This is a genomic window from Streptomyces sp. NPDC021100 (assembly GCF_044333095.1).
In the GTDB taxonomy this organism is placed as follows: Bacteria; Actinomycetota; Actinomycetes; order Streptomycetales; family Streptomycetaceae; genus Streptomyces.
Genome location: NZ_JBIRQH010000001.1, coordinates 597,549 through 622,748, shown reverse-complemented (window position 1 = coordinate 622,748; position 25,200 = coordinate 597,549). Strand labels below are relative to the sequence as shown.

At 74.1% G+C, this 25,200-nt stretch carries 25 protein-coding genes; 13 read left to right on the top strand and 12 right to left on the bottom strand.

The window, feature by feature from the left end; genetic code table 11:
- Positions 1–427 precede the first annotated feature (427 nt).
- From ACH4PU_RS02850 to ACH4PU_RS02840, 3 genes are all read left to right on the top strand, one after another.
- Positions 428–2,116 (top strand): trypsin-like peptidase domain-containing protein, encoded by a 1,689-nt coding sequence (locus ACH4PU_RS02850; protein ID WP_398265359.1) that lies wholly within the window; start codon positions 428–430, stop codon positions 2,114–2,116.
- Between the two features lie 106 nt (positions 2,117–2,222).
- Positions 2,223–2,666: a sec-independent translocase gene (locus ACH4PU_RS02845; protein ID WP_398264854.1), complete on the top strand. Its 444-nt coding sequence runs from the start codon at positions 2,223–2,225 to the stop codon at positions 2,664–2,666.
- A gap of 115 nt (positions 2,667–2,781) precedes the next feature.
- The gene (locus ACH4PU_RS02840) at positions 2,782–3,573 is read left to right on the top strand and encodes a hypothetical protein (protein WP_398264851.1); all 792 of its coding nucleotides are present in this window, start codon (positions 2,782–2,784) and stop codon (positions 3,571–3,573) included.
- Between the two features lie 83 nt (positions 3,574–3,656).
- Here ACH4PU_RS02840 and ACH4PU_RS02835 read toward each other — a convergent pair whose 3' ends face one another.
- Genes ACH4PU_RS02835 through ACH4PU_RS02825 form a run of 3 tightly spaced genes read right to left on the bottom strand, consistent with a single transcriptional unit; the run spans position 3,657 to position 6,750 of the window.
- Positions 3,657–4,814 (bottom strand): Mrp/NBP35 family ATP-binding protein, encoded by a 1,158-nt coding sequence (locus ACH4PU_RS02835; protein ID WP_398264849.1) that lies wholly within the window; start codon positions 4,812–4,814, stop codon positions 3,657–3,659.
- Positions 4,815–4,856: 42 nt separating this feature from the next.
- Positions 4,857–5,432, bottom strand: a complete 576-nt coding sequence (locus ACH4PU_RS02830; RefSeq protein WP_398264847.1) for a DUF1003 domain-containing protein — start codon at positions 5,430–5,432, stop codon at positions 4,857–4,859.
- Complete coding sequence (locus ACH4PU_RS02825; RefSeq protein ID WP_398264845.1) at positions 5,422–6,750, bottom strand: magnesium transporter MgtE N-terminal domain-containing protein; 1,329 nt, start codon at positions 6,748–6,750, stop codon at positions 5,422–5,424. Before ACH4PU_RS02825 ends, ACH4PU_RS02830 begins: the two co-directional genes overlap by 11 nt.
- A 156-nt stretch (positions 6,751–6,906) precedes the next feature.
- Between ACH4PU_RS02825 and ACH4PU_RS02820 the strand changes: the two genes are divergently transcribed.
- Positions 6,907–7,710 carry a hypothetical protein gene (locus ACH4PU_RS02820; protein WP_398264843.1) on the top strand — a complete coding sequence of 268 codons (804 nt, stop codon included), beginning with the start codon at positions 6,907–6,909 and terminating at the stop codon, positions 7,708–7,710.
- Between the two features lie 198 nt (positions 7,711–7,908).
- Here ACH4PU_RS02820 and ACH4PU_RS02815 read toward each other — a convergent pair whose 3' ends face one another.
- Complete coding sequence (locus ACH4PU_RS02815) at positions 7,909–8,412, bottom strand: hypothetical protein (protein WP_398264841.1); 504 nt, start codon at positions 8,410–8,412, stop codon at positions 7,909–7,911.
- Positions 8,413–8,599: 187 nt separating this feature from the next.
- Here ACH4PU_RS02815 and ACH4PU_RS02810 point away from each other — a divergent pair, with 187 nt between their 5' ends.
- Positions 8,600–9,502: a DMT family transporter gene (locus ACH4PU_RS02810; RefSeq protein WP_398265356.1), complete on the top strand. Its 903-nt coding sequence runs from the start codon at positions 8,600–8,602 to the stop codon at positions 9,500–9,502.
- Here ACH4PU_RS02810 and corA read toward each other — a convergent pair.
- A complete protein-coding gene (gene corA / locus ACH4PU_RS02805) occupies positions 9,480–10,586 on the bottom strand; it encodes a magnesium/cobalt transporter CorA (protein WP_398264839.1) in 1,107 nt (368 codons plus the stop codon). The genes ACH4PU_RS02810 and corA overlap by 23 nt on opposite strands.
- 490 nt (positions 10,587–11,076) lie before the next feature.
- Here corA and ACH4PU_RS02800 point away from each other — a divergent pair, with 490 nt between their 5' ends.
- The 4 genes from ACH4PU_RS02800 (at position 11,077) to ACH4PU_RS02785 (ending at position 14,372) form a co-directional block, all read left to right on the top strand.
- On the top strand, positions 11,077–11,712 hold the full coding sequence (locus ACH4PU_RS02800) for a suppressor of fused domain protein (protein ID WP_398264837.1): 636 nt from the start codon (positions 11,077–11,079) through the stop codon (positions 11,710–11,712).
- A 91-nt stretch (positions 11,713–11,803) separates the two neighbouring features.
- Complete coding sequence (locus ACH4PU_RS02795) at positions 11,804–12,445, top strand: DUF6758 family protein (RefSeq protein ID WP_185941732.1); 642 nt, start codon at positions 11,804–11,806, stop codon at positions 12,443–12,445.
- Between the two features lie 202 nt (positions 12,446–12,647).
- The gene (locus ACH4PU_RS02790) at positions 12,648–13,508 is read left to right on the top strand and encodes a PHP domain-containing protein (RefSeq protein WP_398264834.1); all 861 of its coding nucleotides are present in this window, start codon (positions 12,648–12,650) and stop codon (positions 13,506–13,508) included.
- A gap of 258 nt (positions 13,509–13,766) precedes the next feature.
- Positions 13,767–14,372: a MarC family protein gene (locus tag ACH4PU_RS02785; protein WP_185941730.1), complete on the top strand. Its 606-nt coding sequence runs from the start codon at positions 13,767–13,769 to the stop codon at positions 14,370–14,372.
- A gap of 117 nt (positions 14,373–14,489) precedes the next feature.
- On the opposite strand, the gene ACH4PU_RS02780 is transcribed toward ACH4PU_RS02785, so the two are convergent.
- A complete protein-coding gene (locus tag ACH4PU_RS02780; RefSeq protein WP_398264832.1) occupies positions 14,490–14,642 on the bottom strand; it encodes a hypothetical protein in 153 nt (50 codons plus the stop codon).
- Between the two features lie 186 nt (positions 14,643–14,828).
- Here ACH4PU_RS02780 and ACH4PU_RS02775 point away from each other — a divergent pair, with 186 nt between their 5' ends.
- Positions 14,829–15,755, top strand: coding sequence for an NYN domain-containing protein (locus tag ACH4PU_RS02775; RefSeq protein WP_398264829.1), 927 nt, complete (start codon positions 14,829–14,831; stop codon positions 15,753–15,755).
- 198 nt (positions 15,756–15,953) lie between these two features.
- Positions 15,954–16,730 (top strand): VOC family protein, encoded by a 777-nt coding sequence (locus tag ACH4PU_RS02770; protein ID WP_398264827.1) that lies wholly within the window; start codon positions 15,954–15,956, stop codon positions 16,728–16,730.
- Here ACH4PU_RS02770 and ACH4PU_RS02765 read toward each other — a convergent pair.
- Positions 16,705–17,634, bottom strand: coding sequence for an alpha/beta fold hydrolase (locus ACH4PU_RS02765; protein ID WP_398264825.1), 930 nt, complete (start codon positions 17,632–17,634; stop codon positions 16,705–16,707). The two genes, ACH4PU_RS02770 and ACH4PU_RS02765, sit on opposite strands and share 26 nt — an antisense overlap.
- A 67-nt stretch (positions 17,635–17,701) precedes the next feature.
- Here ACH4PU_RS02765 and ACH4PU_RS02760 point away from each other — a divergent pair, with 67 nt between their 5' ends.
- On the top strand, positions 17,702–18,472 hold the full coding sequence (locus tag ACH4PU_RS02760; RefSeq protein WP_398264823.1) for a 3-oxoacyl-ACP reductase family protein: 771 nt from the start codon (positions 17,702–17,704) through the stop codon (positions 18,470–18,472).
- Between the two features lie 209 nt (positions 18,473–18,681).
- Here the strand turns inward: ACH4PU_RS02760 and ACH4PU_RS02755 are convergent, their stop codons facing one another.
- Positions 18,682–21,747 carry a DEAD/DEAH box helicase gene (locus ACH4PU_RS02755; RefSeq protein ID WP_398264821.1) on the bottom strand — a complete coding sequence of 1,022 codons (3,066 nt, stop codon included), beginning with the start codon at positions 21,745–21,747 and terminating at the stop codon, positions 18,682–18,684.
- A 550-nt stretch (positions 21,748–22,297) separates the two neighbouring features.
- Here ACH4PU_RS02755 and ACH4PU_RS02750 point away from each other — a divergent pair.
- Positions 22,298–23,044, top strand: a complete 747-nt coding sequence (locus ACH4PU_RS02750) for a ferritin-like fold-containing protein (protein ID WP_152262320.1) — start codon at positions 22,298–22,300, stop codon at positions 23,042–23,044.
- An 81-nt stretch (positions 23,045–23,125) separates the two neighbouring features.
- Here ACH4PU_RS02750 and ACH4PU_RS02745 read toward each other — a convergent pair whose 3' ends face one another.
- The 4 genes from ACH4PU_RS02745 to ACH4PU_RS02730 form a co-directional block, all read right to left on the bottom strand.
- Positions 23,126–23,404: a hypothetical protein gene (locus ACH4PU_RS02745; protein ID WP_185941724.1), complete on the bottom strand. Its 279-nt coding sequence runs from the start codon at positions 23,402–23,404 to the stop codon at positions 23,126–23,128.
- A gap of 244 nt (positions 23,405–23,648) precedes the next feature.
- Positions 23,649–23,876, bottom strand: a complete 228-nt coding sequence (locus tag ACH4PU_RS02740; protein WP_185941723.1) for a DUF3107 domain-containing protein — start codon at positions 23,874–23,876, stop codon at positions 23,649–23,651.
- A 165-nt stretch (positions 23,877–24,041) separates the two neighbouring features.
- Positions 24,042–24,671, bottom strand: a complete 630-nt coding sequence (locus ACH4PU_RS02735; protein WP_185941722.1) for a TetR/AcrR family transcriptional regulator — start codon at positions 24,669–24,671, stop codon at positions 24,042–24,044.
- A 235-nt stretch (positions 24,672–24,906) separates the two neighbouring features.
- Positions 24,907–25,146, bottom strand: a complete 240-nt coding sequence (locus ACH4PU_RS02730) for a hypothetical protein (RefSeq protein ID WP_398264817.1) — start codon at positions 25,144–25,146, stop codon at positions 24,907–24,909.
- Positions 25,147–25,200: the final 54 nt, after the last annotated feature.

Genomic DNA, 25,200 nt, shown 5'->3' with positions numbered 1-25,200 from the left:
GCCGGGCGACGGCCCGGACTCCGCCGCTCCGGCGGACCGTCCGTCCGAGTCTGGCCCCGACGCGCCGGACTCGTACGCCCTGAGGCCACCCGCCGCGCCCGAGCGGGCCGCGGGCGTGCCCGGGCCCGACGCGCGGCACCGGCCCGCGCCGGCCGCCGCCTCGGCCGCTGAGGACCCGTCCGGGCCCGAGCCCGCCGCCGTCACGACGCCCGGCGGGGACGACCGGCCGGCCGCCACCACTCACCTCCCGCGCATCCCGGCCGAGCCGGCCGCGTCCGCCCCGACGGCCACCGGCCCGGCCGGAACCGCGCCGGGCACGCCGGAACCGTCCCCGGCCGCCGCACCGCCCTCCCGGCCCGCACCAGCCGTCCCCGCCTCCTCCGCGCCGGCGGGCGACGGCCCGCAGACGACCGCCCCGGAGGGCCGCGTGACCGAAACCACGCCCGGTGCGCCGGATTCGTACGCCCTGGAGCCGCCCGCCGCGCCCGTGCCGGGCGCGGACGCGCGGGCCGACGCCGACGCGCGGGGCTCGTCCACGCCCGCGCCCCGGCCCCCGTCCGTCCCCGCCGCGCAGGACTCCACCGGCGGCGGTGAGCCGGCCGACGGGCGGCTCTCGTACGCGGGCGCCCCCGCGCCGGCGGGCCCGCCCGGGCCGGGCGAGCAGGTGACGGCCGTCCAGCCCCCGTCCGTTCCGGGCGCGCCGGGTGCCGGGCCGCAGGCCGGCGGGGAGGCGCGGCACCCGCGCCCGTACACCCCGGACGGCGCCGGGCCTTCCGTCGCGCCGGCGGCCGGGCAGCAGCCCGTGCCGGCTGCCCCCGCCGCACCGCACCCGTACGCCCCCGTGCCCGTCCCCGCCCCCGTCGGCTACGGCTACCCGGCCGGTGCCGCCCCCGTCCCCGCCGGGTACGGGCCCGGGGCGCCGGCAGGGCCCGCCGGGCCCTGGCAGTACGACCCCTGGGCCGGGGGCGCGGCCGGGAGCCGGCCGCCGGAGGGGAAGGCCGCCGGGAAGCCGGTCAGCCGGTCCCGGCTGGTCACCGGTGCGCTCGTGGTGGCCCTGGTGGCCGGTGGGCTCGGTGGTGGGATCGGGGCGTGGCTGGAGCGGGACGGCGGGCCGGGGCACCGGGTGACGCTGCCCCAGGCGCCCGCCGACAAGGCCGACCGCGACCCGGGAAGCATCGCGGGCATCGCGGCCCGCGCCCTGCCCGGCGTCGTCACCCTGCACGTGCGCGGCAGCGGCGGCCAGGGCACCGGCACCGGCTTCGTCCTGGACAACAAGGGCCACATCCTCACCAACAACCACGTCGTCGAGCCGGCCGGCAACGGCGGCGAGATACAGGTCACGTTCAACGGCGGCCAGACCGCCAAGGCCACCGTCATCGGCCGGGACAGCGGCTACGACCTGGCCGTCGTCAAGGTCAAGGGCGTCTCCGGGCTCACCCCGCTGCCGCTGGGCAACTCGGACTCCGTGCACGTCGGCGACTCGGTCGTCGCCATCGGCGCCCCCTTCGACCTCGCCGGCACCGTCACCACGGGCATCATCAGCGCCAAGGCCCGCCCGATCACCGCAGGCGGCAAGAAGGGGGACGGCAGTGACGTCAGTTACGTCGACGCCCTCCAGACGGACGCCCCGATCAACCCGGGCAACTCCGGCGGCCCCCTCGTGGACTCCCGCGGCCGGGTCATCGGCATCAACAGCGCCATCCGCTCGGCCGGCGGCTCCTCGGAGTCGGGCGGCCAGGGCGGAAGCATAGGGCTCGGCTTCGCCATCCCGATCAACCAGGCCAAGCGGGTTGCCGAGGAGCTGATCAACACCGGCCGGGCCACCCATCCGGTGATAGGTGTGTCACTCGACATGGAGTACCAGGGCGAGGGCGCCCGGGTGAATCCCAAAGGCGGCAGCGGCACGCCCGTCACCCCGGGCGGGCCGGCCGAGAAGGCGGGCATCGCCCCCGGCGACGTCATCAAAAAAGTCGACGACGTGCCCGTCCGCAGTGGTCAGGAGCTCATCGTCAAGATCCGCAGCCACCGTCCGGGCGACCGCCTCACCCTCACCGTCGAGCGCGACGGCAAGGAGCGGACGGTCCGGATGACCCTCGGGACGGCCAGTTCGAGCTGACCCTTGGCCCGATGTTGGCCCGGCCGTCTCCCGCGGTGCCCTCCGGGCCAGGTACCGTGAGAGGCGGCCTGAACCCCTGGGCCGCCCACGCATCAAGGAGCTGCAGGTGCTCGACATAGGACTTCCCGAGCTGATCGCGCTCGTCGTCCTCGCTCTGCTCATTTTCGGTCCGGACAAGCTGCCGAAGATGATCCAGGACGTGTCGCGCACCCTGCGCAAGCTGCGGCAGTTCTCGGAGAGCGCCAAGGAGGACATCCGGTCCGAGCTGGGTCCCGAGTTCAAGGACTTCGAGTTCGAGGACCTCAACCCGCGCACCTTCGTCCGCAAGCACGTCCTCGACAAGGACGAGCTCGGGCTGAAGGAGATCCGCAACGGCTTCGACTTCCGCTCGGAGATGGCCGACGTGGCCGACGTGGTGCACGGCCGCGACCCCGAGCCGGCCGGCCCGCCGTCCTCCGGCGGCCCGGACCTGGTCAAGAAGCCGGATCTGCTGAAGAAGGGGCCCGTCCAGCCGGGCGAGCGACCTCCGTTCGACTCCGACGCCACCTGAGCCACGCCTGCGCTGCCCCATTGACGCGGGTGGCTATCCTCCCCTTGTCCGGGTCGACGGCGCTCGCCGGAACGGCAGGCCGGGCACGACGGGGCAACGAGGAGGCGCCGCGCAGATGGAGACCACCAGTCGGGCAGTGACGGCCGGAGCGCCCGCCGGGGAGGCCCTCCCCGGGGGACCGGACGAGCCGGAGCGGGCACCCGGCGACCGGCGACCACTCGATGGCTACCTCCAGGCGGCGTTCCCCTGGTACGGGCTGGACGGCACGTTCACCGGACGGCGCTGGCTGCTGCAGGTCGGCACGGCCGCCGACGGCACGGTGGAGCACGGCGCGACGGGCCACGGTGCGGAGCCCACACTGCGCTCGGGCCGCCCTGGCAGGGGTGGCCGTTCCCCCAAACCCGACCGGTTCGACAAGGCCGGCACCCTCTCCGACGGGCAGCGCTTCTCGGTCGTCGTGACCGTCGCCAGCCGCCCGGTGCGCCGCAGCGCCGACGGCACGGGCGTGCTGGAGGCCACCTCCGTCTCCTCGGCGGCCTGGCTCGCCGGCGCCGGCCTTCTCGCCTGCACCTGGCCCGCCCGCATGGAGCGGGCCCTGCGGCAGAACTGGCTCGACCAGCAGACGGCCCTCGCCTGGGAGCTGGCCGACCACCTGGACGAGGCCCCCTGGACCACTCTCTCTCTGCCGGTCGACGGCGTCTCCGCGGACTTCCGCTACCGCGAGTCCGAGTACGGCTGGGTCCTCGCCGGCTCCGCCCCGCACGCCTGCGGCCACGGCGGCGACGGCGGCTCCTGCGGGACCGGGGGCTGCGCCGGCGGGGTGCACATCGGCGCGTACGGGCGGGGGATGAGCGCCTATGGCATGGGCTTCGCGGTCATCGAGGACATCGCGTCGTACACGGACTGACGCGCGGCGCGGACGGACGCGTGGGCTGCCGGCCTCGCCCCGCCCGGCCGCCGCCGACCGACCCGCCCCCGAAGGGGCCGGGCTCAGAACTTGTTGCGCGGCGTGATCCCCAGCGACAGCCCCGACAGCCCCCGCTGCCGCCCGCCCAGCTTGCCCGCGATGGCGCGCAGCGCGCTGCCGGCCGGCGAGTCGGGGTCGGTCAGCACGACGGGCTTGCCCTCGTCGCCGCCCTCGCGCAGCCGGACGTCGATCGGGATCGAGCCCAGGACGGGGACGGTGGCGCCGGTGGTGCGGGTGAGGCCGTCGGCGACGAGCTTCCCGCCGCCGGTGCCGAAGACGTCGACCATCTCGTCGCAGTGCGGGCAGGGCAGCCCGGACATGTTCTCCACCACGCCGACGATCTTCTGGTGCGTCTGCACGGCGATGGAGCCGGCCCGCTCGGCGACCTCGGCGGCGGCCTGCTGAGGCGTCGTCACCACCAGGATCTCCGCGTTGGGCACCAGCTGGGCGACCGAGATGGCGATGTCGCCGGTGCCCGGCGGCAGGTCGAGGAGGAGGACGTCGAGATCGCCCCAGTAGACGTCGGCGAGGAACTGCTGGAGCGCGCGGTGCAGCATCGGCCCGCGCCAGACGACCGGCGCGTTTCCGGGTGTGAACATGCCGATGGAGATGACCTTCACACCGTTCGCCGACGGCGGCATGATCATGTTCTCGACCTGGGTGGGACGGCCCTCGGCGCCCAGCATCCGCGGCACCGAGTGGCCGTAGATGTCCGCGTCCACGACGCCGACCTTCAGCCCGTCGGCCGCCATCGCCGCCGCCAGGTTGACCGTCACGGAGGACTTGCCGACGCCCCCCTTGCCGGACGCCACCGCGTAGACCCGGGTCAGCGAACCGGGCTTGGCGAACGGGACCTCGCGCTCCGCGACCCCGCCGCGCAGCGTGGCGGCCAGCTCGCGCCGCTGTTCGTCGCCCATCACGTCCAGCTCGACCGTCACACCGGTGACGCCCGCCACACCCGCGACCGCCGTCCGCACGTTCTCCGTGATCGTCTCCCGCATCGGGCAGCCGGCCACCGTCAGGTAGACCGCCACCGCGACCGAGCCGTCCGCCGCGATGTCGACGGATTTCACCATGCCCAGGTCGGTGATGGGCCGGTGGATCTCGGGGTCGTTCACCGTCGCGAGCGCGGCGCGCACCGCCTCTTCGGCGGGGACGGTGACAGGGGTCTCGGTAGCCATGCCCTGATGGTACGGCGGACCACCGACAGCGGGGTAAGGCCGTCAGCGGTCGCGTTCCTCACTCTCCTCCGGGAATACCCGGCGCTGTTCCAGTTCCTTGATCAGGTCCTGGAACTCGGAGCGGATCCAGTCCCGCGTCGCCACCTCGCCGAGCCCCATCCGCAGCGCCGCGATCTCCCGCGTCAGGTACTCGGTGTCGGCGATGGACCGCTCGTTCTGCTCCCGGTCCTGCTCCAGGTTGACGCGGTCCCGGTCGTCCTGCCGGTTCTGCGCCAGCAGGATCAGCGGGGCGGCGTAGGACGCCTGGAGGGAGAGCATCAAGGTGAGGAAGATGAACGGATAGCGGTCGAAGCGCAGATGACCGGGGGCGGTGCAGTTCCACACCACCCACAGCACGATGACGACCGTCATCCAGACGATGAACCGGCCGGTGCCCAGGAAGCGGGCGATCTCCTCCGAGGTCCGGCCGAACGCCTCCGGGTCGTACTCCGGCAGCCAGCGGCGCCGCTTCTGCTGCGGCTGGTCCAGCCGGACGCGCTGGGCAGCGGGAGCGGCGGCGGATCGTTCCTTCGCCCGCTCGCGCGACGGACCGTGGTCACGGCCCCGGTCAGCGCCCATCCCTCGCCTCCCCCGACTCGTTCGTTCCGCCCGGGCCGTCCGTCGCCTCCATCGCGCTCATACCCAGCGCCCCTTGATGCAGTTCCGTCTCCCGCCAGTCGTCCGGCAGCAGGTGGTCCAGCACGTCGTCCACGGTGACCGCGCCCAGCAGCGAGCCGCCGGCGTCCACCACCGGCGCCGCCACCATGTTGTACGTCGCCAGGTAGCTGGTCACGGCGGGCAGCGGGGTGTCCGGGGGCAGCGGCCGCAGGTCCGTGTCGGTGATCGAGCCGACGAGCGTGAACGGCGGGTCGCGCAGCAGCCGCTGGAAGTGGACGGTCCCCAGGTACTTGCCGGTCGGTGTCTCGTCGGGCGGCCGGCAGACGTACACCTGGGCGGCGAGCGCGGGGGAGAGGTCGGGGTTGCGGACCCGTGCGAGGGCGTCCGCGACGGTGGCGTCGGGCCGCAGCACGATCGGTTCGGTCGTCATCAGACCGCCCGCCGTCCGCTCCTCGTACGCCAGCAGCCGGCGCACGTCCGCCGCGTCCCCCGGCTGCATCAGGGTGAGCAGCCGCTCCTTGTCCTCCTCGGGCAGCTCGGAGAGCAGGTCGGCCGCGTCGTCGGGGTCCATCGCCTCCAGGACGTCGGCCGCGCGCTCCTCCTTGAGCTTGCCGAGGATCTCGATCTGGTCGTCCTCCGGCAGCTCCTCCAGGACGTCCGCGAGCCGGTCGTCGTCGAGGGCGGCGGCCACCTCGGCACGCCGTTTGGGGGACAGGTGGTGCAGGACGCTGGCGAGGTCGGCGGGGCGCAGCTGCTCGAAGGTGGCCAGCAGGCTGGCGGCGCCCTGCCCGTGCTCCTCCAGGGAGAAGCCGGTGACGGCCGACCACTCGACGGTCAGCGTCTCCCCCTTCCGGCGCAGCGCCCCGCCCTTGCCGCGGCGGACGAAGACCTTGTCGATCTCCCACTCGCGGCGGGCGTGGAGCTGGGTGATCGACACGTCGAGGACGGTGGCCTCGTCCCCGGTGGCGACGAGCCGCACCCGGCGGTCCAGCAGCTCGCCCAGGACCAGCGTCTCGGTGGGACGCTGTTCGAAGCGCCGCATGTTGACGACGCCGGTGGTGACGACCTGGCCGGACTCCACGCCCGTCACCCGGGTCATCGGCAGGAAGATGACGCGCCGGCTGACGACCTCGACGACCAGCCCCAGCACGCGCGGCGGCCGGGCGCCGACCCGGAGCATCGCCACCACGTCGCGGACCCGGCCGACCCGGTCGCCGTTCGGGTCGAATACGGCCACACCGGACAGGTGCGACACGAACACGCGGACGCTCGCCGCCACGCCGCACACCTCCTCCGCCGGCCGCCCCCGGCCGCTGTCCGGTTCAGGCTAACGTGACCGGCCGCGCCGTGCCGCTCTGAGGTACCGGGGGCGGTCCGCGGGGGAAGAGCGCGCGAGTACGCTGCCGTATCCAGTGCTGACAGGAGGCAGGAGCAGGTGCGAACCCGGAACGCGGCTCTCGTGGGGGCCCTGTGCGTGGGGCTGTCCACGGGCCTGGTGGCCTGCGGCGGTAAGGAGGACCCGGACGCGGGCACCAACGGCGTGGGCAAACTCAAGGCCGCGGCGATCCAGGAACGGGCTCGGGAGGCCGCCCGCGGCGCCGACGCCGTCCACCTGTCCGGCAGCGTCGTCAGCCAGGGCCGCACCTATCGGATCGCCGTCCGGCTGAAGCAGGACGGCGGCAGCGGCAAGGTCACCTCCGGGGACGTCGCCTTCGAGCTGCTGCGCGTCGGCGACGAGCTGTTCGTCAAGGGGGACGCGGCGTTCTGGGCCCGCGGCGGCGCGGGTGCCCGCCCGGGCGGCGGCCCGAACCCGGTCCCGGCGCCGGGCGCCGGGACCTCCGCCAAGAAGGGCGAAGGCGACCTCGCCACGGCGGCCCAGAAGCTCAACGGCAAGTACGTGAAGGTGCCTTCCGGCGACCCCGCTTATCAGCGGCTGCGCGGCTTCACCGACAAGAACACGCTGCTTGATGGTCTTCTGGGGCTGCACGGCAAGCTTTTCCGTGGGGACCACGGAACGGTGGGGGGCGCTCGCTCCATCCGGCTCACGGCGGGTGATGCGCGGGGGTCGGGTGGGGTTCTGGACGTGTCCCTCGACGGGACTCCGTATCCGCTGCGGCTTCAGCGGGCGGGGGGTGCGGGTGAGGTGGACTTCGCGGAGTGGGGGAAGGGGTTTCCGCTGCGCGTGCCGGAGAAGGGGCAGATGCTCGACTACGGGAAGCGGCTCCCTGCCGGGGGGTGATGTGCCCCGGTCCCGCCCTTTCACCGTTTCTTGCGGGGGCGGGCCCCGCACCCCTTGAAGCGCGCTGCGCGCGCTGTCCTCAAACGCCGGACGGGCTGACTATCCAGCCCGTCCGGCGTTTGAGGACAAGGGGGTCTGGGGCGCAGCCCCAGGAATCGGCGAAGGGGTGGGACCGGGGCACAGCCCCCCGCAGGGGCCTCAGCCGCGGCGCCCCCGCCGCAGCAGCCGCGGCAACCCCGCCGGCATCGCCCGCCGCGTCGTGGCGGGAGTGGGCAGCGGCACGGCCGCGAGCGATCCGTCGGGGAGGGAAGCGGTCGCCCCGGTGGGGGCGAGCCGGAGGACGCGGCACTCCCGCGCCCACCGCTCGGCGATCGTCTCCGCGTCGGGAGCGTTCAGCCGCTTGGCCTTGAGTTCGGCGACCGCCGCCCCCCACTCCTCGCCACCGGGGGCGAGTTCGGCGACCGTGGCGGTCCATTCGACGAGCCGGCCGCCCTTGTCCTTGCTGCGGACCGTCACCGAGGCGGTGCCGCCGTCGACGAGGCCGAGGTCGTCCACCGGCTGTTCGCCGGGGCCGCCGACGACGAGGACCGCGCCCTCGTGCCAGACGTGCCAGAGGGCCCGGCTGGGCCCGGTGGGGCCCTGGACCCAGATCAGGCCCGACTTCTTGGCAGCCTCTTCGATCAGCGCCCGCGTCTCCGTCATGCGCCCAACTCTAGGGCCACGCGCCGGTTCGTCCCTCCGTGCGCCGATGATTCCGGTTACCCTGCGCGATGTTGCGGCCTAGGCTTGGGGCGTGAGCGATTCCTGTACCGAGCGGCCGGCGATCGCCGCGTCGTCCGCACCGCACCTCGACGCCAAGCCGGCCACCGCGCGGGCGGCAGCGTCCCTGGTGTCCCTCGACCTCGTCCTCCTGTTGGTCGCCGTCTCCGGGCTCGCCCTGTCCGCGCCGCTCATCGCCCACATCACGGCCGTCCCCGCGCTCGCCATCGCGTTCTGGCGCAACGCCATGGCGGTGGGCGTGCTCACCCCGGTCGCACTGCTGCGGCACCGTGCCGCGCTGCGGGCCATGAACCGCCGGGCGGTGCTGCTGTCCGTCGCCGCCGGGGCCCTGCTCGCGCTGCACTTCGGCGTGTGGCTGCCGAGCCTCGGCATGACCTCGGTGGCCTCCTCGACCGCGCTGGTCACCACCACCCCGATATGGACGATGATCCTGCTCCGGCTGCGCGGCCGGCGGCAGCCCGCCGTGGCCTGGGCGGGCACGGCCCTGGCCTTCCTCGGCGTGGTCATCCTCACCGGCGTGGACCTCTCCAGTTCGCCGCGCGCCCTGGCCGGGGACGGTCTCGCGCTGGCGGGCGGCATGGCGGCGGCGGGGTACGTCCTGCTGGGCGCGGAGGTGCGGCGGACGGTGGCCACCGTCCCGTACACCCTCGTCTGCTACGCGACGACGACCGCCGCCCTGCTGGCTGCCTGCCTGATATCCGGCGCCTCCCTCGGCCCCTACGACGGCGGCGCCTGGACGCAGCTGGTGCTGCTGACGGCCACCGCGCAGCTGCTCGGCCACTCGCTGGTCAACCGGGTGGTGAAGAGCCTCGGCCCGTCCGTCACCTCGACCGCGATCCTGCTGGAGACCCCGGGCGCGGCGCTGATCGCGGCGCTCTGGCTGGGGCAGCTGCCGCCGGCCGCGTCCTACCCGGCGCTCGCGGTGATCCTGGCGGGCCTGGCCCTGGTGATCGCCGCGGAGCGCGGGCAGAGAGGGGGGCGGGGGACCGCTAGAGCCAGCCGTTCCGCTTGAAGCCGCGGTGGATCGTCACACAGATCGCGACGGTGACGACCATGACGGCGGGATAGCCGTACTTCCAGTGCAGTTCCGGCATGTGGTCGAAGTTCATCCCGTAGATGCCCGCGATCATCGTCGGCACCGCGAAGATCGCCGCCCACGACGTGATCTTGCGCATGTCCTCGTTCTGGGCGACGGACGCCTGCGCGAGGTTGGCCTGGAGGATCGAGTTGAGCAGGTCGTCGAAGGCCACCACCTGCTCGTGCACCCGGGCGAGGTGGTCGGCGACGTCCCGGAAGTACTTCTGGATGTCCGGGTCGACCAGCCGCATCGGCCGCTCGCTCAGCAGTTGCATCGGCCGCATCAGCGGCGTCACCGCCCGCTTGAACTCCAGCACCTCCCGCTTCAGCTGGTAGATCCGCCCCGCGTCGCCGCCCCGCGAGGACCCCTTGCCGGGAGCGGAGAAGACATCGATCTCGACCTCGTCGATGTCGTCCTGCACCGCGTCGGCGACCGCTATGTAGCCGTCCACGACCTGGTCGGCGATGGCGTGCAGCACGGCGGAGGGGCCCTTGGCCAGCAGCGGCGGGTCCTGCTCCAGCCGGTGCCGCAGGGCGCGCAGCGAGCCCTGGCCGCCGTGCCGGACGGTGATGACGAAGTCCTCGCCGGTGAAGCACATCACCTCACCGGTCTCCACCACCTCGCTGGTCGCGGTGAGTTCGGCGTGCTCGACGTAGTGGATGGTCTTGAAGACGGTGAACAGGGTGTCGTCGTACCGCTCCAGCTTGGGCCGCTGGTGGGCGTGGACGGCGTCCTCCACGGCGAGCGGGTGCAGGTTGAACTCGCGCGCGATGCCCGCGAACTCCTGCTCCGTCGGCTCGTGCAGGCCGATCCAGACGAAGCCGCCATCGGCGCGCACGCGCCGCATGGCCTCGGCGGGGCCGCAGGGGGCGCTGGCCCGCATCCCCTCGCGGTAGACGGCGCAGTCCACCACGGCGGTGCTGGCGGACGCGTCCCGGGTGGCGTCGTACTCGTACGGGGCGCCGCCGCGGCGCAGGGCGGGACGGACGGCGGCGCGCAGGTCACGGATCATCGACATGGCTGGCTCCATTCACGGGCCGGCCGCCGGTCGGGGGCGCGGGGGCAACACAGCCCGGAACGGGGACGTGCGGGCCTGTGGAGAACGGGGTACGGCCACAGGCGTACGTCCACGAAGCGGGCCGCGCTTCGTGCGCCGCGCGAGAACGGCGGCAGTTCGCGGAGAACTTCGCTGAAGACTTGCAGGGGGGGCGTGAGGCAGCGTTCTTCCGCCAAGAGCCGCGGGCGCGAAGGGACTTCCCGGAGCCGGCACAGGGGGCCGGTGGGGGAAGGCGTCAGATCACAGGGATCGCGGGACGCGCGTCCGGAGCGGAGAGACGGGAGAACTGTCGGTACTGCACGGTCGACTAGGATCCACCGCAGCCCCACCTCCTCCGGCCGGTCCCCGCTGAGGGACGGACGTGACTCCCTGACCAGAGGCCAAGGCTAGCAGCCGCCCGGGACGTCAAGCCCCCGCTTTGCCTGTTCGATACGCGTTCTATGCTCGGCGCATGTCAGACGTTCTCGCCCGGGTCGAGGCCGGACTCCGCTCCGCCTTCGGGGAACCGGACGCCCGCGCCGCGGTGACCTTCCTCGGCACCGACCGCATCGAGGTCCTCCGCTTCCCGGTCTCCGCCGCCGCCGGCACGGCCGCCGGCACGGCCGCCGGCGACGCCGCCGGCGGGGACGCCGTCCGGTACGCCACCCTCGGCATGTCCGCGCACCCCATGGCCGACCCGACGTCCCCGCTGGCCGACCCGGTGCGCGGCCCGCGCGCCGAACTGCTCCTCACCGTCCGCCCCGGCCGCGCCGACACCGACAAGGTGCTCCGCCCGCTCGCCGTCCTCGCCGCCTCCCCGCAGGTGGAGGGCCTGGTCGTGGCCCCGGGCGCGTCCCTGGACACCGGCGAGCCGCTGTGGCCGGGCGCCTCCTTCACCGCCGTCCTCGTCGGCGAGCCCGGCGGACTCGTCGAGGACTTGGCGCTCGACGAGCCGATGGATCCCGTCCGCTTCCTCCCGCTGCTGCCGATGACCCCCAACGAGGCCGCCTGGAAGCGCGTCCACGGCGCGGCGGCCCTCCAGGAGCGCTGGCTGCGGCACGGCACGGACCTCCGGGACCCGCTGCGCAAGGGCGTTCCGCTCGACTGACGCGCGGGCCGGACGCGGGCGCCGGCGGGCGGCACTCCGGAAGGGTGATCGTCCTTGACGCGACGGCGCCCTCGGAGGACCGTTGGAACCTATGAGGGGCGAACCCAGTTGCCCGAAGTGCGGTGGCCGGGTGCGTGCGCCCGGTCTCTTCGCCGACTCCTGGCAATGCGCAGTGCACGGCAGTGTGCACCCTCTGCAACCCGTGGTCCCGCCGAGCGTCGAGGCGCTGGCCGTCGTCGTCGGCCGGGCGCGGGTCCCCGTCTGGATGCCCTGGCCGCTGCCGGTGGGCTGGCTGTTCACCGGCGTCGTCTGCGCCGGTGACGACCGCAGCGGCGGCCGGGCCACCGCCGTCGCCTGCTCCGGCCCCGGCCCGCTGGGCGGCCCCGGCGAGCTGCTGCTGGTCGCGGAGGAACTGGGCGTCGGGCTGGGCGCCCGGTACGCGGGCATCGACGGCCCCGACCCCGGTACGCGGCTGAGCGTCGACCGCTCCCCGGACGCCAAGGTCCTCGCGGCGGGCCGCCCCACCCCGCTCTGGCACGTCTCCGGCGTCCCCGGCGACCGGGCGGTCTTCGCCGGCGAGGCGTGCGGGCTCTGGCTGTGGGCCATCGTCTGGCCCGAGAGGTCGGGGCTGCTGATGTACGACGAACTGGTCCTCACCGACCTGCGGGACGCCGGCGCGGAGGTGGACCTGCTGCCCTGCGGGGCGCTCTCGCCCTGGATCGTCTCCCCCTGAGGCCGGCTGGGCCCCGCGGCGCGCCGTCCGAGCCGGACTGTACAAACCGTCGCGTCCACCACGCCCGGGGTGCCGGACCGGACCGGCCGGTGAGCGAGCGGACGACCGTTATCCTGAACCGGTTCGTCCGTAGCTTGTCGCTGACCGGTCCGTTCCGTTCTGTTCCGTTCAGCTCTCGTCCGTTCGCTGGGAGGCCCGAGTCGTGCGCATCGACCTGCACACCCACTCGACGGCCTCCGACGGCACGGACACCCCCGCCGAGCTGGTCCGCAACGCCGCCGCGGCGGGCCTGGACGTCGTGGCGCTGACCGACCACGACGGCGTCGGCGGGCACGCGGAGGCCGTCGCGGCGCTGCCGCCGGGCCTCACCCTCGTCACCGGAGCGGAGCTCTCCTGCCGGCTGGGCGGCTCCGACGGCGTCGGCGTGCACATGCTGGCGTACCTCTTCGACCCGGCGGAGCCGGAGTTCGCCGCCGCGCGCGAGCTCGTCCGCGACGGGCGCGAGCCCCGCGCCCGCGCCATGGTGGCCCGGCTGCGCGAACTCGGCGTGCCGATCACCTGGGAGCGGGTCGCGGAGCTGGCCAAGGGAGCCGTGGGCCGGCCGCACGTGGCGACGGCCATGGTCGAGCTCGGGGTGATCGACACCGTCTCGGACGCGTTCACGCCCGAGTGGATCGGCAACGGCGGGCGCGCCTACGCCGACAAGCACGAGTTCGACCCGTTCGATGCGGTCCGCCTGGTCAAGGCCGCCGGCGGGGTCACCGTCCTCGCCCACCCGATGGCCGTCAAGCGGGGCGTGTGCGTGCCCGAGGGCGCGATAGCCGAGCTGGCCGCGGCCGGACTCGACGGCATCGAGGTCGATCACATGGACCACGACGCGCCGACCCGCGCCCGGCTGCGCGGCCTCGCCGCCGACCTCTCCCTGCTGACCACGGGGTCCAGCGACTACCACGGCCGCAACAAGACCTGTGAACTCGGCGAGTTCACCACCGACCCCGAGATCTACGGCGAGATCACGCGCCGCGCGACGGGCGCGTTCCCCGTCCCGGGCGCGGGCGGCTGAGCCCACACCACCCCGGAAGGCCCTCCGCGCGGGCCGGGCGCTCCTGACGGCGTCCGGGCTTCCGCGCGCCTCCGTGCGCCGTACGACATCGGCGCGCCACCACCCTCCCTTCCACGCGCCCCCTTTCGCCTCCTTCGCTTCTGCGACGCCCCTCTGCATCCCTCTTCATCGCTCTTCGCCCCTCTTCAGCCCGCGACAGCCGCTCCGCGCGTCGCCCTCCCCGTCCTCCGACCGGCACCACACCGCAAGGCCCTCACTGTGTTCGACTTCGCTGTCTTCGGCTCGCTCTTCCTCACCCTGTTCGTGATCATGGACCCGCCCGGGATCACGCCGATCTTCCTCGCCCTGTCCTCGGGCCGGCCCGCCAAGGTCCAGCGGCGGATGGCCTGGCAGGCGGCGGCGGTGGCCTTCGGCGTCATCACCGTCTTCGGCGTCTGCGGCCAGCAGATCCTGGACTACCTGCACATCACCACCCCGGCCCTGATGATCGCGGGCGGTCTGCTCCTGCTGCTCATCGCGCTGGACCTGCTCACCGGCAAGTCGGAGGAGCCCACGCAGACGAAGGACGTCAACGTCGCGCTGGTGCCGCTGGGCATGCCGCTGCTGGCCGGGCCCGGTGCGATCGTCTCGGTGATCCTCGCCGTGCAGCACGCGGACTCGGTCGCCGCCCAGGTCTCGGTGTGGACCGCCATCGCCGCCATGCACGTGGTGCTGTGGCTGGTGATGCGCTACTCGCTGCTGATCATCAAGGTGATCAAGGACGGCGGTGTGGTGCTCGTCACCCGGCTCGCGGGCATGATGCTCTCCGCCCTCGCCGTGCAGCAGATCATCAACGGCGTCTCCCAGGTGATCCACAACTGGTGAACCCCCGCGCCGGCGGCCCGAGTACGCCTCCGTGAACGCGAAGCGCCCCCGTACGGACGGTCCGTGCGGGGGCGTTCCGCGTCCGACGGCTGCCGGACGTGCGTACTCTTCAGCCTGTCACCGGTTCGCGGTGTCGGCCGGGCGGATGTAGATGCGCTGGCCGATCGAGGCGGCCTGCTGCACGATCCGGTTGACGGAGGCGGCGTCCACGACGGTGCTGTCGAGGGCGGTGCCGTCGACGTCGTCCAGTCGCATGATCTCGAAGCGCACAGGCTTCTCCCTTCGTCTGATCCTCCTGAGGAGAACTTCGCGAGAACAGGAAACGGCGCCGCCACTCTGCGGCGCGTTCCGAATCTGTCCAACGAGGTGCTGTCTGCAAACATTCCCTACGCTAAAGAAATTTTTATCATGACTAATTACTGACCGGTAGTGTTTTTGAGCGAGCGAGCCCCCCACATGACCGAAGAACACCCGGAAACGCCCGGCCTGGCCGAGGTCGTCGCCGGCATCGAGCACACCAACGAACTGCTCACCCGCGTCCTCGCCGAGGTCGCGACCACCCCCGCCACCCACGCCGTCTTCGTGGACGCCGGCTACGCCTACGCCGCCGCCGGCCGCCTCGTCGTCGGCAGCGAGGACCGCCGGGCCATCGAGCTCGACGCCGAGGGCCTGATCGAGGCGTTCATCGACAAGGCGCGGACGATCTTCCCCGACAGCCGGCTGCTGCGCGTCTACTGGTACGACGGCGCCCGCCGCCGCATCCACACCACCGAGCAGCAGGCCATCGCCGAGCTCCCCGACGTCAAGGTCCGGCTCGGCAACCTCAACGCCCACAACCAGCAGAAGGGCGTCGACTCCCTGATCCGCACCGACCTGGAGACCCTGGCCCGGCACCGGGCGATCAGCGACGCCGTGCTCGTCGGCGGCGACGAGGACCTGGTCTCCGCCGTCGAGGCCGCGCAGGGCTACGGCGCCCGCGTCCACCTCTGGGGCATCGAGGCCCCGGGCGGGCGCAACCAGGCGGACCCGCTGCTCTGGGAGGTCGACAGCCGGCGCACCTTCGACCGGGAGTTCTGCGAGCCCTATGTGACCCGGCGGGCCGCCCCCGAGCCGCCCGTCGAGGCGCCGGCGCACCGGGGGGCGGTCCCGGACCGCGACGAGGTGCGGTTCGTCGGCGCCCGGGTCGCCACCGAGTGGCTCGGCGCCCGGGGCCCGGACGCCCTGGCCGAGCTCCTCCCCGGCCACCCCTACCTCCCCGGCGCCGTCGACCAGGAGCTGCTCGTCGCCGCCGAGGCGCTGCTCGGCCTGTCCCTCCGGGGCCACGCGGACCTGCGCCGGGCGCTGCGCGACGGCTTCTGGGACCACCTCCGGATGAGGTTCTGAGGTACCGGTGAAGCGAACGGGGATGGAGTGACGGAACGGGGGCATACGCCGAGGGGAAGAACTGCGCGCGGGACGCGCGTGCCGGAATGCGCACCGGAGGACCGAGTGGAACCCTTGCTACGGGTGGGTCGCGGCCCGACGCGCGCCGGCCGCCCGTCACCGCTGGAGTACCGGACAAGAGAAACGAGGCGATCGGCCATGTCGGCTTCCGAGCGCGTGGGGCCGGGGACGCCCTGCTGGGTGAGCCTGTTGACCGGCGACCTCGGCGCGGCGCAGCGGTTCTATGGCGCGGTGCTCGGCTGGACCTTCCGGCAGGGGTCGCTGGGCGAGGACTTCTGCGTGGCGCTCTCCGGCGGCCGGCCGGTCGCCGGACTGGGCAACGTCGCCCGCCGGATGGGCGTCGCCGTCCACTGGAGCAGCTACTTCGCCGTGGACGACGCGGACACGGCCGCCGCGCGGGTCCGCGAGCGTGGCGGCACCGTCGCCGTCGGCCCGCTCGCCTTCGGCGGCGGCCGCGCCGTCCTGGCCGCTGACCCGGACGGCGCGGTCTTCGGGTTCTGGGAGGGGCGGGTGCTGCGCGACTGGAGCATCGGCAGCGGCGCCGCCCCCGCCTGGCTGGAACTGCGCACCCGCGACTGCTTCGACGCCGCCCTCTTCTACGGCGGCGTCTTCCAGTGGGACGGCCAGGAGACGGACGTGCGCTACGAGGACGACGTGGTCATGGTGCGGGTGGCCGGCCAGACGGTGGCCTGCCTGCGCGGCGGCGCCGTCGAGGCGGCCCCCGACCCCAAGGTCCGGCCGCGCTGGCACGTCTACTTCCGGGTGGACAACGTGGAGAAGGCCGTCGAGGCCGCCCAGGCGGCCGGCGGCTCGGTCGTCGCGGAGCCGGGCACCTCCCGGGTCGGCCAGGAGGCGACCCTCTGCGACCCCGAGGGCGGCATCTTCACGGTCACCGAGGCGGCGCGGGGCTGCTGACCGACGAGGGGGAGCCGGTCGATGGGCCGGCCGCCGACAGGGAGGACCAGAACTCCAGGAGCCGGGCGGCCGTGGCCACCGGCTCCTCGGCATTGGGCGAGTGCCCCGCGCCCGCGATCAGCACGCGCCGCGCGGACAGCTCCTCCGCCATGGCGTCCAGTTCCGGCCGCGGCCAGGCGTAGTCCTCCGCGCCGGAGACCACGCACAGCGGGAGCGGCAGCCGCGCCAGCTCCGCCACCCTGTCCGGCTCCGCTGCCAACTGCCGCGCGGTCGTGATGAGTTGTACGGGGTGGGTGGCCAGCCAGCGACGGTGCAGGAACGCGCTGTGCTCCGTCGGCAGGATGCTCTCCTCCGGACCGCCGTCCTGCTCGGCGTCCAGCCGCCGCATCTCCCGCCACACCTCCTCCATGCTCATCCGCACCACCTCAAGGGCGTGGATCAGCAGCCGGATGCGCTCCTGCTGCCCGGCGGAGACCGGCCCCCGCCCGCTGCTCATCAGCGTGAGCGACCGGAACGGGCGCGGGTCGCGCAGCGCGGCCGCCCGGGCGATCAGCCCGCCGAGGGAGTGGCCGAGCAGATGCACCGGGCCGTCGCCGAGCGCGGCGGCCTGCGCCAGCACGTCGAGGGCCAGCTCCTCCCGCCCGTACGCCGACGCGTCGTCGGACCCGGGCGTCTCGAACTGCCCCCGCCCGTCCACCGCCACGGCCCGGAACCCGCCCTCGGCCAGGGGCTCCAGCAGGGCGATGAAGTCCTCCTTGCTGCCCGTGAACCCCGGCACCAGCAGCACCGTGCCGCGGTGCGCGCCCACCGGCCGGGCGTCGTGGACGGCGAACTCCCCGCGCGCGGTGGCGAGCCGGTACGCGCGGGCACAGGAGGGCAAGGTGAGGAACGGCGGCCTGCTCATGGTCCGAGGCTAACGCGACGTCCGATGGCCGCCGGTCCCGGGCATCCCGGACGAAGAAGATCGAAGCATGCAGAACACAGTGAACAACGCAGTGGTCCCCGCCGAGTTCGACGGCCGCGCCGCCCTCGTCACCGGCGGCAGCCGGGGCATCGGCCGCGCCGTCGTCCTCCGCCTCGCGGCGGGTGGCGCGGACGTCGCCTTCACCTACCGGTCCGACGAGCGGGCCGCGGCGGACGTCGTCGCCGAGGTGAAGGCACTCGGCCGGCGCGCCCTCGCCCTCCGCGCCGACGCGGCGGACGCCACGGCCGTACGCGGCGCGGTGGACGCGGCCGTCTCGGAGTTCGGACGCCTCGACGTCCTCGTCAACAACGCGGGCGTGGGCGCTCTCGGCCCGATCGGCGAGCTGACCGAGGAGGACGTCGACCGGGTCCTGGCCGTGAACGTCCGCGGGGTCTACCTGGCCACCCAGGCGGCCGTGCGGCACCTCGGCGCGGACGGGCGCATCATCATGATCGGCAGTTGTATGACCCAGCACGTGCCGTTCGCCGGCGGCACGCTCTACGCCACCAGCAAGGCGGCTCTCATCGGCCTCACCAAGTCCCTCGCCCGTGAGCTCGGCCCTGCCGGGGTCACCGTCAACATCGTCCACCCCGGTCCCGTCGACACGGACATGAACCCGGCGGACGGGCCGTTCGCGGAGGCACAGGCGGGGGCGACGGCGGTCGGGCGGTACGCGCGGCCGGAGGAGGTCGCGGGGATGGTGGCGCATCTGGCGGCGCCCGCCGCCGGGTATGTGACGGGGGCTTCGGTGGCCGTGGACGGGGGGCTGGCCGCGTAGGGGGAGGGTGCCCCGGCCCCACCCCTTCGCCGATTCCCGGGGCTGACGCCCCGGACCCCGAAACCGCGCTCCGCGCGGTTGTGCTCAAACGCCGGACGGGCTGGAAAACCAGCCCGTCCGGCGTTTGAGGACAAGCGGCGAAGCCGCTTGCGGGGTCCGGGGCGAAGCCCCGGGAAACGGTGAAAGGGTGGGGCCGGGGCTCAACCCCCTTAGGCCACGACCTCCGCCTCGGCGACGGCCTTCTTGGCCGCCCGGGTGCGCTTCGGCTTGGCCGGTTCCTCCGCCACGGACGCGTCGGCAACCTTCTTGGTCGCGCGAACCCGCTTCGGCTTGACCTCGGTCTCGCCCTCGGCAACCGGCGTCCCAGCAGCCTTCTTGGCCGCCCGAGCCCGCTTCGGCTTCGCCTCGGAGGCCTCGCCCTCGGCGACCGGCGCGGCAGCGGCCTTCTTGGCCACCCGCGTCCGCTTCGGCTTGGCCGGTTCCTCCGCCACGGCGGCCTGCTCCGGCTCGGCGGCCGCGGTGTCGGCAGCCTTGGTCACGCGCTTGCGCGTCCGCTTGACCGGCGTGGCGGTCGCCTCGTCCTCCACCGGCGCGGCGGCGGTCTTCTTGGCCGCGCGCGTGCGCTTCGCGGGCGCGGGGGCCTCGGCAGTCTCGGCGGCCTCGACGGCCGGAGCCGCTTCGGCGCGCTTGACGGTCCGACGCGTGCGCTTCACGGGCTCGGCGGCCTCGACAGCCTCAGCGGTCTCCACAGCCTCAGCGGCCGGAGCCGCCTCCGCACGCTTGACCGTCCGGCGGGTCCGCTTCACGGGCGTGGCGGCTTCGGCGACCTCGGCCGCCTCGGCGGCCGGTGCCTCCGGCGTGTCCGTTCCCAGGGTGGTGACGGTCCGCTTGGCGACCCGTCGGGTGCGCTTCACCGGCTCGGCGGCCACCGGCTCGGCCGGCGCCGTCTCGACGACGGGCGCCGCCGGGGCGGCGTCCGCACCGAGCGTGGTGACGGCTCGCGTGGCGACGCGTCGGGTCCGCTTCGCCGGGGCGGCGGGCTCGGCAGGTGCCTCGGCGATCGGCTCGGCAGCGGGCTCGGCCGTCGGCGCGGTGTCCGCGCCCAGAGAAGTGACCGTACGCGTGGCGACGCGTCGCGTCCGCTTCGCCGGCGCGGCCGGTGCCTCGGCGGCCGGCTCGGCCGTCGGCGCGGTGTCCGCGCCGAGCGAGGTCACCGTACGCGTGGCGGCCCGACGCGCCCGCTTCACCGGAGCGGTCTCGGCATCGGCGGCCGGAGCCACCGGCACCTCGGCCGGGGCCGCGGAAGCCGCGGCCGCGGCCTTCGCCTCGGCGGCGGCCCGGGCGGCCGCCTGCACGCGCAGGAGAGCGGTCTCGACGGTCTCGAACTCGCCTTCCGGCACGGCCGTGGCCGGAGCCGCGTACCGCGGACGCGCGGTACGGCCGCTACCCGCCGACACGGCCTGCGACGGCAGCGACGTGCTCCCCTGCCGGGGCGCGGCGGTCCGGGCGCGGCGGCGCGGACGGGCCGGGGCCTCCGGCTCGGGGGCCTGCGCCGTGACCACGGACGTCTTCGGGGCCGTGGCGGCCCGGGCGGTCCTGTCCGCGGACGCCGCGGGCGCCGTGGACGTCGCGGTCGCCTCGGCCGCCGGAGCGGCGGCGGGCGACGCGGCGGGAGCCTCCGGCTGGGCGGCCTGCGCCGCCGGCACCGCCGCCGACGGGGCCGTGCCGCGCGTACGGCGACGGCGGCGCGGACGGGCGGGCGTCTCGGGAGCCGTCGTGGCCGGAGCCGCCGCGGGGGCGGCGCTCTCCGTCACGGCCGCCTCGGCCGCTGCGGCCGTCACGGCAGTCTCTGCGGCCTCCGGAGCGACGAACGTCGGCGCGGCGGTCGTCGCCGCGGCCTCCAGCGCCGCGCCCGAGCGCGTCCGCCGGCGCTGCCGCGGCGTACGGGTGCGCTCCGCGCGCTCGCCGGCGGCCTCCCGCTCGCCACGGTCGCTCCGCTCGCCACGACCGTCCCGGCCGCTGCGGCCGTCACGGTCGCCCCGGGCGTCCTTGGAGCCGCGGCCCCGGCCCGCCCCGCGGCCGCCGGTCTCGCCGAGGTCCTCGATCTCCTCGGCCTCCAGACCGGCCAGGGTCCGCTGCGACCGGGGCAGGATGCCCTTGGTGCCGGCGGGGATGCCCAGCGCCTCGTAGAGGTGCGCGGAGGTGGAGTACGTCTCCTCCGGGTCGTCGAAGGCCAGTTCCAGCGCCTTGTTGATGAGCTTCCAGCGCGGGACGTCGTCCCAGTCGACCAGCGTCACGGCCGTACCGGACTTGCCCGCCCGGCCGGTGCGGCCGATGCGGTGCAGGTAGGTCTTCTCGTCCTCGGGCGTCTGGTAGTTGACGACGTGGGTGACGTTGTCGACGTCGATGCCGCGCGCGGCGACGTCGGTGCAGACCAGCACGTCGACCTTGCCGTTGCGGAACGCGCGCAGCGCCTGCTCGCGGGCGCCCTGGCCGAGGTCGCCGTGGACCGCGCCGGCGGCGAAGCCGCGGCGGATGAGCTGCTCGGAGATGTCGGCGGCGGTCCGCTTGGTCCGGCAGAAGATCATCGCGCGGTCGCGGCCCTCCGCCTGGAGGATGCGGGCGACCATCTCCGGCTTGTCCATGTTGTGGGCGCGGAAGACGTGCTGCGCGATGTTGGCGACCGTCTGGCCCTCGCCGTCCGGCGAGGTGGCGCGGATGTGCGTCGGCTGCGACATGTAGCGGCGAGCCAGCGAGATGACCGCGCCCGGCATGGTCGCCGAGAACAGCATGGTCTGCCGCTTGGCCGGCAGCAGGGTGATGATGCGCTCGACGTCGGGCAGGAAGCCCAGGTCGAGCATCTCGTCGGCCTCGTCCAGCACCAGCGCCTTGACGTTGCTCAGGTCCAGCTTCTTCTGGCCGGCGAGGTCGAGCAGCCGGCCGGGGGTGCCGACGACGACGTCGCAGCCGGCCTTGAGCGCCTCGACCTGCGGCTCGTACGCCCGGCCGCCGTAGATCGCCTGGACGCGCACGTTGCGCACCTTGCCGGCGGTGAGCAGGTCGTTGGTGACCTGCTGGCAGAGCTCACGGGTGGGGACGACGATGAGGGCCTGCGGCGCGTCGGTCAGCTGCTCGGGCTTGGCCCGGCCCGCCTCGACGTCGGCGGGGACGATGACGCGCTCCAGCAGGGGGAGGCCGAAACCGAGGGTCTTGCCCGTGCCGGTCTTGGCCTGGCCGATGACGTCGGAGCCGGAGAGGGCGACCGGGAGCGTCATCTCCTGGATCGGGAAGGGGTGGAGGATGCCGACGGCCTCGAGCGCCTCGGCGGTCTCGGGGAGGATCCCGAGTTCTCGGAACGTGGTCTTCTGGGTGTCAGGGGTATTCAGGGTGCTGCCTCTTCTGTGAGACGCGGCACGCGGCGGCGAAGGGGGTCGTACGAGGAGTCCGTACGTACCGCGCCGTCGTACTCGTTCCGGCGGGAGCCGGATGGCGCGGGACCACTGCCTTCGCGCGAGCACACGTGCTGCGAGCGGATCCCTCCTGGTGTGCGGACGACTCGTTCGCACCGCGCGGAGGGCGGTCGGTCGGGTGGAAGCCGATCGGGCCACCGACCGGGCATCCGCTGGCGCTCCGGGGACTCACTCCCGGAGGAACCTGCATGGAGACGGCCAGTCGAACGCACACCATGCTCGGCGTACTCGGCGGGCCGTATAGCACTCTACCCCGGAACCGCGCATACGCGCCCGGGCCATTCGTCCCTGACCTCGTGGACGCCTGGCTGACCAGGGGCTTCCGTCTTCGGCGGAGCGGGCTAAGGTTCCGTTCATGGAGACGTCCGACAAGGCAGCGGCGGCCACGGGCCCCGCCGAGGAACTCACCGGAATCGCCGCCCAGGACTGGGCCCAGGCGTCCGCCGACCCCCGTTACCGCGCCGCGGTCGTGGACCTGCTCGGCGCGCTCGCCTACGGCGAGCTGGCCGCCTTCGAGCGGCTGGCGGAGGACGCCAAGCTGGCGCCCACGCTGGGTGACAAGGCGGAACTGGCCAAGATGGCCGCCGCCGAGTTCCAGCACTTCCAGCGGCTGCGCGACCGGCTCGCGGCGATCGACGTCGAGCCGACCGCGGCGATGGAACCCTTCGCCGCGGCGCTGGACGAGTTCCATGGCCAGACGGCCCCCTCGGACTGGCTGGAGGGCCTGGTCAAGGCGTATGTGGGCGACTCGATCGCCAGTGACTTCTACCGGGAGGTCGCGGCCCGTCTTGACTCCGACACCCGGGCGCTGGTGCTGACCGTCCTCGACGACACCGGGCACGCCACGTTCGCGGTCGAGAAGGTGCGGGCCGCGATCGAGGCCGAGCCGCGGGTCGGCGGCCGGCTGGCGCTGTGGGCGCGGCGGCTGATGGGCGAGGCGCTGTCGCAGGCGCAGCGGGTCGTCGCCGACCGTGACGCCCTGTCGACGATGCTGGTCGGCGGGGTGGCCGACGGCTTCGACCTCGCGGAGGTCGGGAAGATGTTCTCCCGGATCACCGAGGCGCACACCAAGCGGATGGCCGCGCTGGGGCTGGCCGCCTAGGCGAGGCGGCCGGTACGGCCGGCCGGGCCGGTACACGGCCCACCGTCCCGTGACACCGGGGGCTCCGTCCGGCGGCCCGGCTCAGGCCGTGGCTGACCGGCGGGGCGGCCCGGCGGGACGCAGCAGCAGGGACAGCAGCGCGACCGCCACGACGAGCGAGGCCGCCAGGATCGCGAGGGCGTGACCGGGGCCCAGCACCGAACGGGCCAGCAGCCCGCCGAACAGGCCGGCCACCGGTCCGGTGCCCAGCGTCAGGGTGCGCGAGCGGAACCGCCCGAAGCGGGCGGGCAGCCAGCGCAGGGCCCCGAGGGAGACGGCGAGGCCGATGAGGACCGAGCCGAGCGCTTCCCAGAGGATCATCGTCGTTACCCCTCCCGTGCCGCGGGGCGGCAGGTGCAAATCGGTCGTAGCGGTCCTACCCCGGGGCCGCCCGCGGCAACCCTCGGGGCGGATCTCCCATGGTTCTCCCCCGGAGCGCGCGAAGCGGTTCCCGACACGCCTCGAAAGCGGCGGGCCGCCGGGTACGACACGGGCGGGACCGCGGGTACGACGACGGGCGGGACCCCGGTGCCCGCGCACCGGGACCCCGCCCGCGTCCGGTGAATCAGATGGTGGTGAAGCCGACCCGCCGGGTGGCGGGCTGACCGATCTCCACGTAGGCCAGCCGGTCGGACGGAATCAGGACCTTGCGGCCGTGCTCGTCCGTCAGGCTGAGCAGCTGTGCCTTTCCGGCCAGCGCGTCGGCCACCGCGCGCTCGACCTCCTCGGCGGACTGACCGCTCTCCAGAACGATCTCGCGGGGCGCGTGCTGCACGCCGATCTTGACCTCCACGGCTACTGTCCCTCCGAAGGTGTGCTTCCCCCACGGCGTAGCCCCAGGGGAGGGGTGCGCGGACGCGCCGCGCCGTACGGTCCACACATTAGCCCGGCCCGGGGGCGCGCCGGGCCCGCGCCCGCACGCTGGCAGCGAACACGCGCCCCGGCGACGACGCGGAGGTCAGTGCTCGTTCTTGGGGAATCCGGCGATGCCGCGCCACGCCAGCGAGGTCAGCAGCTGGACCGCCGTACCGCGCGGGACCGTGCTGCCGCTGGAGAGCCAGTAGCGGGCGACCACCTGGGAGACGCCGCCGAGGCCGACGGCCAGCAGCATCGCCTCCTCCTTGGCGAGGCCGGTGTCCTCGGCGATGACCTCGCTGATGGCCTCGGCGCAGGCCAGCGAGACCCGGTCGACGCGCTCGCGCACCGCGGGCTCGTTGGTGAGGTCGGACTCGAAGACCAGCCGGAAGGCGCCGCCCTCGTCCTCGACGTAGGCGAAGTAGGCGTCCATGGTGGCCGCCACCCGCTGCTTGTTGTCGGACGTGGACGCCAGCGCCGTGCGCACCGCCTGGTGCAGGTTGTCGCAGTGCTGGTCCAGCAGGGCCAGGTAGAGGTCCAGCTTGCCGGGGAAGTGCTGGTAGAGCACCGGCTTGCTGACGCCCGCGCGCTCGGCGATGTCGTCCATGGCCGCGGCGTGGTAGCCCTGGGCCACGAAGACCTCCTGGGCGGCGCCCAGGAGCTGGTTGCGTCGGGCTCGGCGCGGCAGGCGCGTGCCTCGCGGGCGCGCCTCGGTCTGCTCGATGGCTGTCACGCCGCCTCCCATGGTTGTTCCTGCACGGTGTGCACCGCGCCCGCCATCGTACTTTTGGGTAACCGCGCCGTGCGTGGCCGGAGGGGAGAATTTCACCGGACGGACGCTGTGGGAAGCCCACAAATGTCCGACAAATCATGTGTTGCGGCCGTGGTGCGCGTCCGTCTCGCGGTGCGGCCGGGGCCGCGCGGGGTCCCGCGGACCGGCCCCGGGCTCGCCGGTGCTCGTCCTCGGCTCACCGGTAGTCGTCCTCGTCCAGCTCCACGACGCGGGCCTGCTCCGCGCGGTCCGCCTCGTTCGCGGCGCCCGGGTCGATCTCGGTCAGCGGGTCGTCGTGCGCGGGGGCGAGGTCGGCGAGCTGCTCGGCGGCGTCCGCCTCCGGGGCCTCGACGCCGATCTCGGTCGCCACGGCCGAGCCGTCCTCGGTGTCGTCGAAGTCCTCGAAGGTGTCCGGGTTCGTCGGGTCGACAGGCATGCGGAAGGTCTCCTTCGTCCTCGTCCTCCGGGCGGTCCGCCCGGGCCCGGCCCT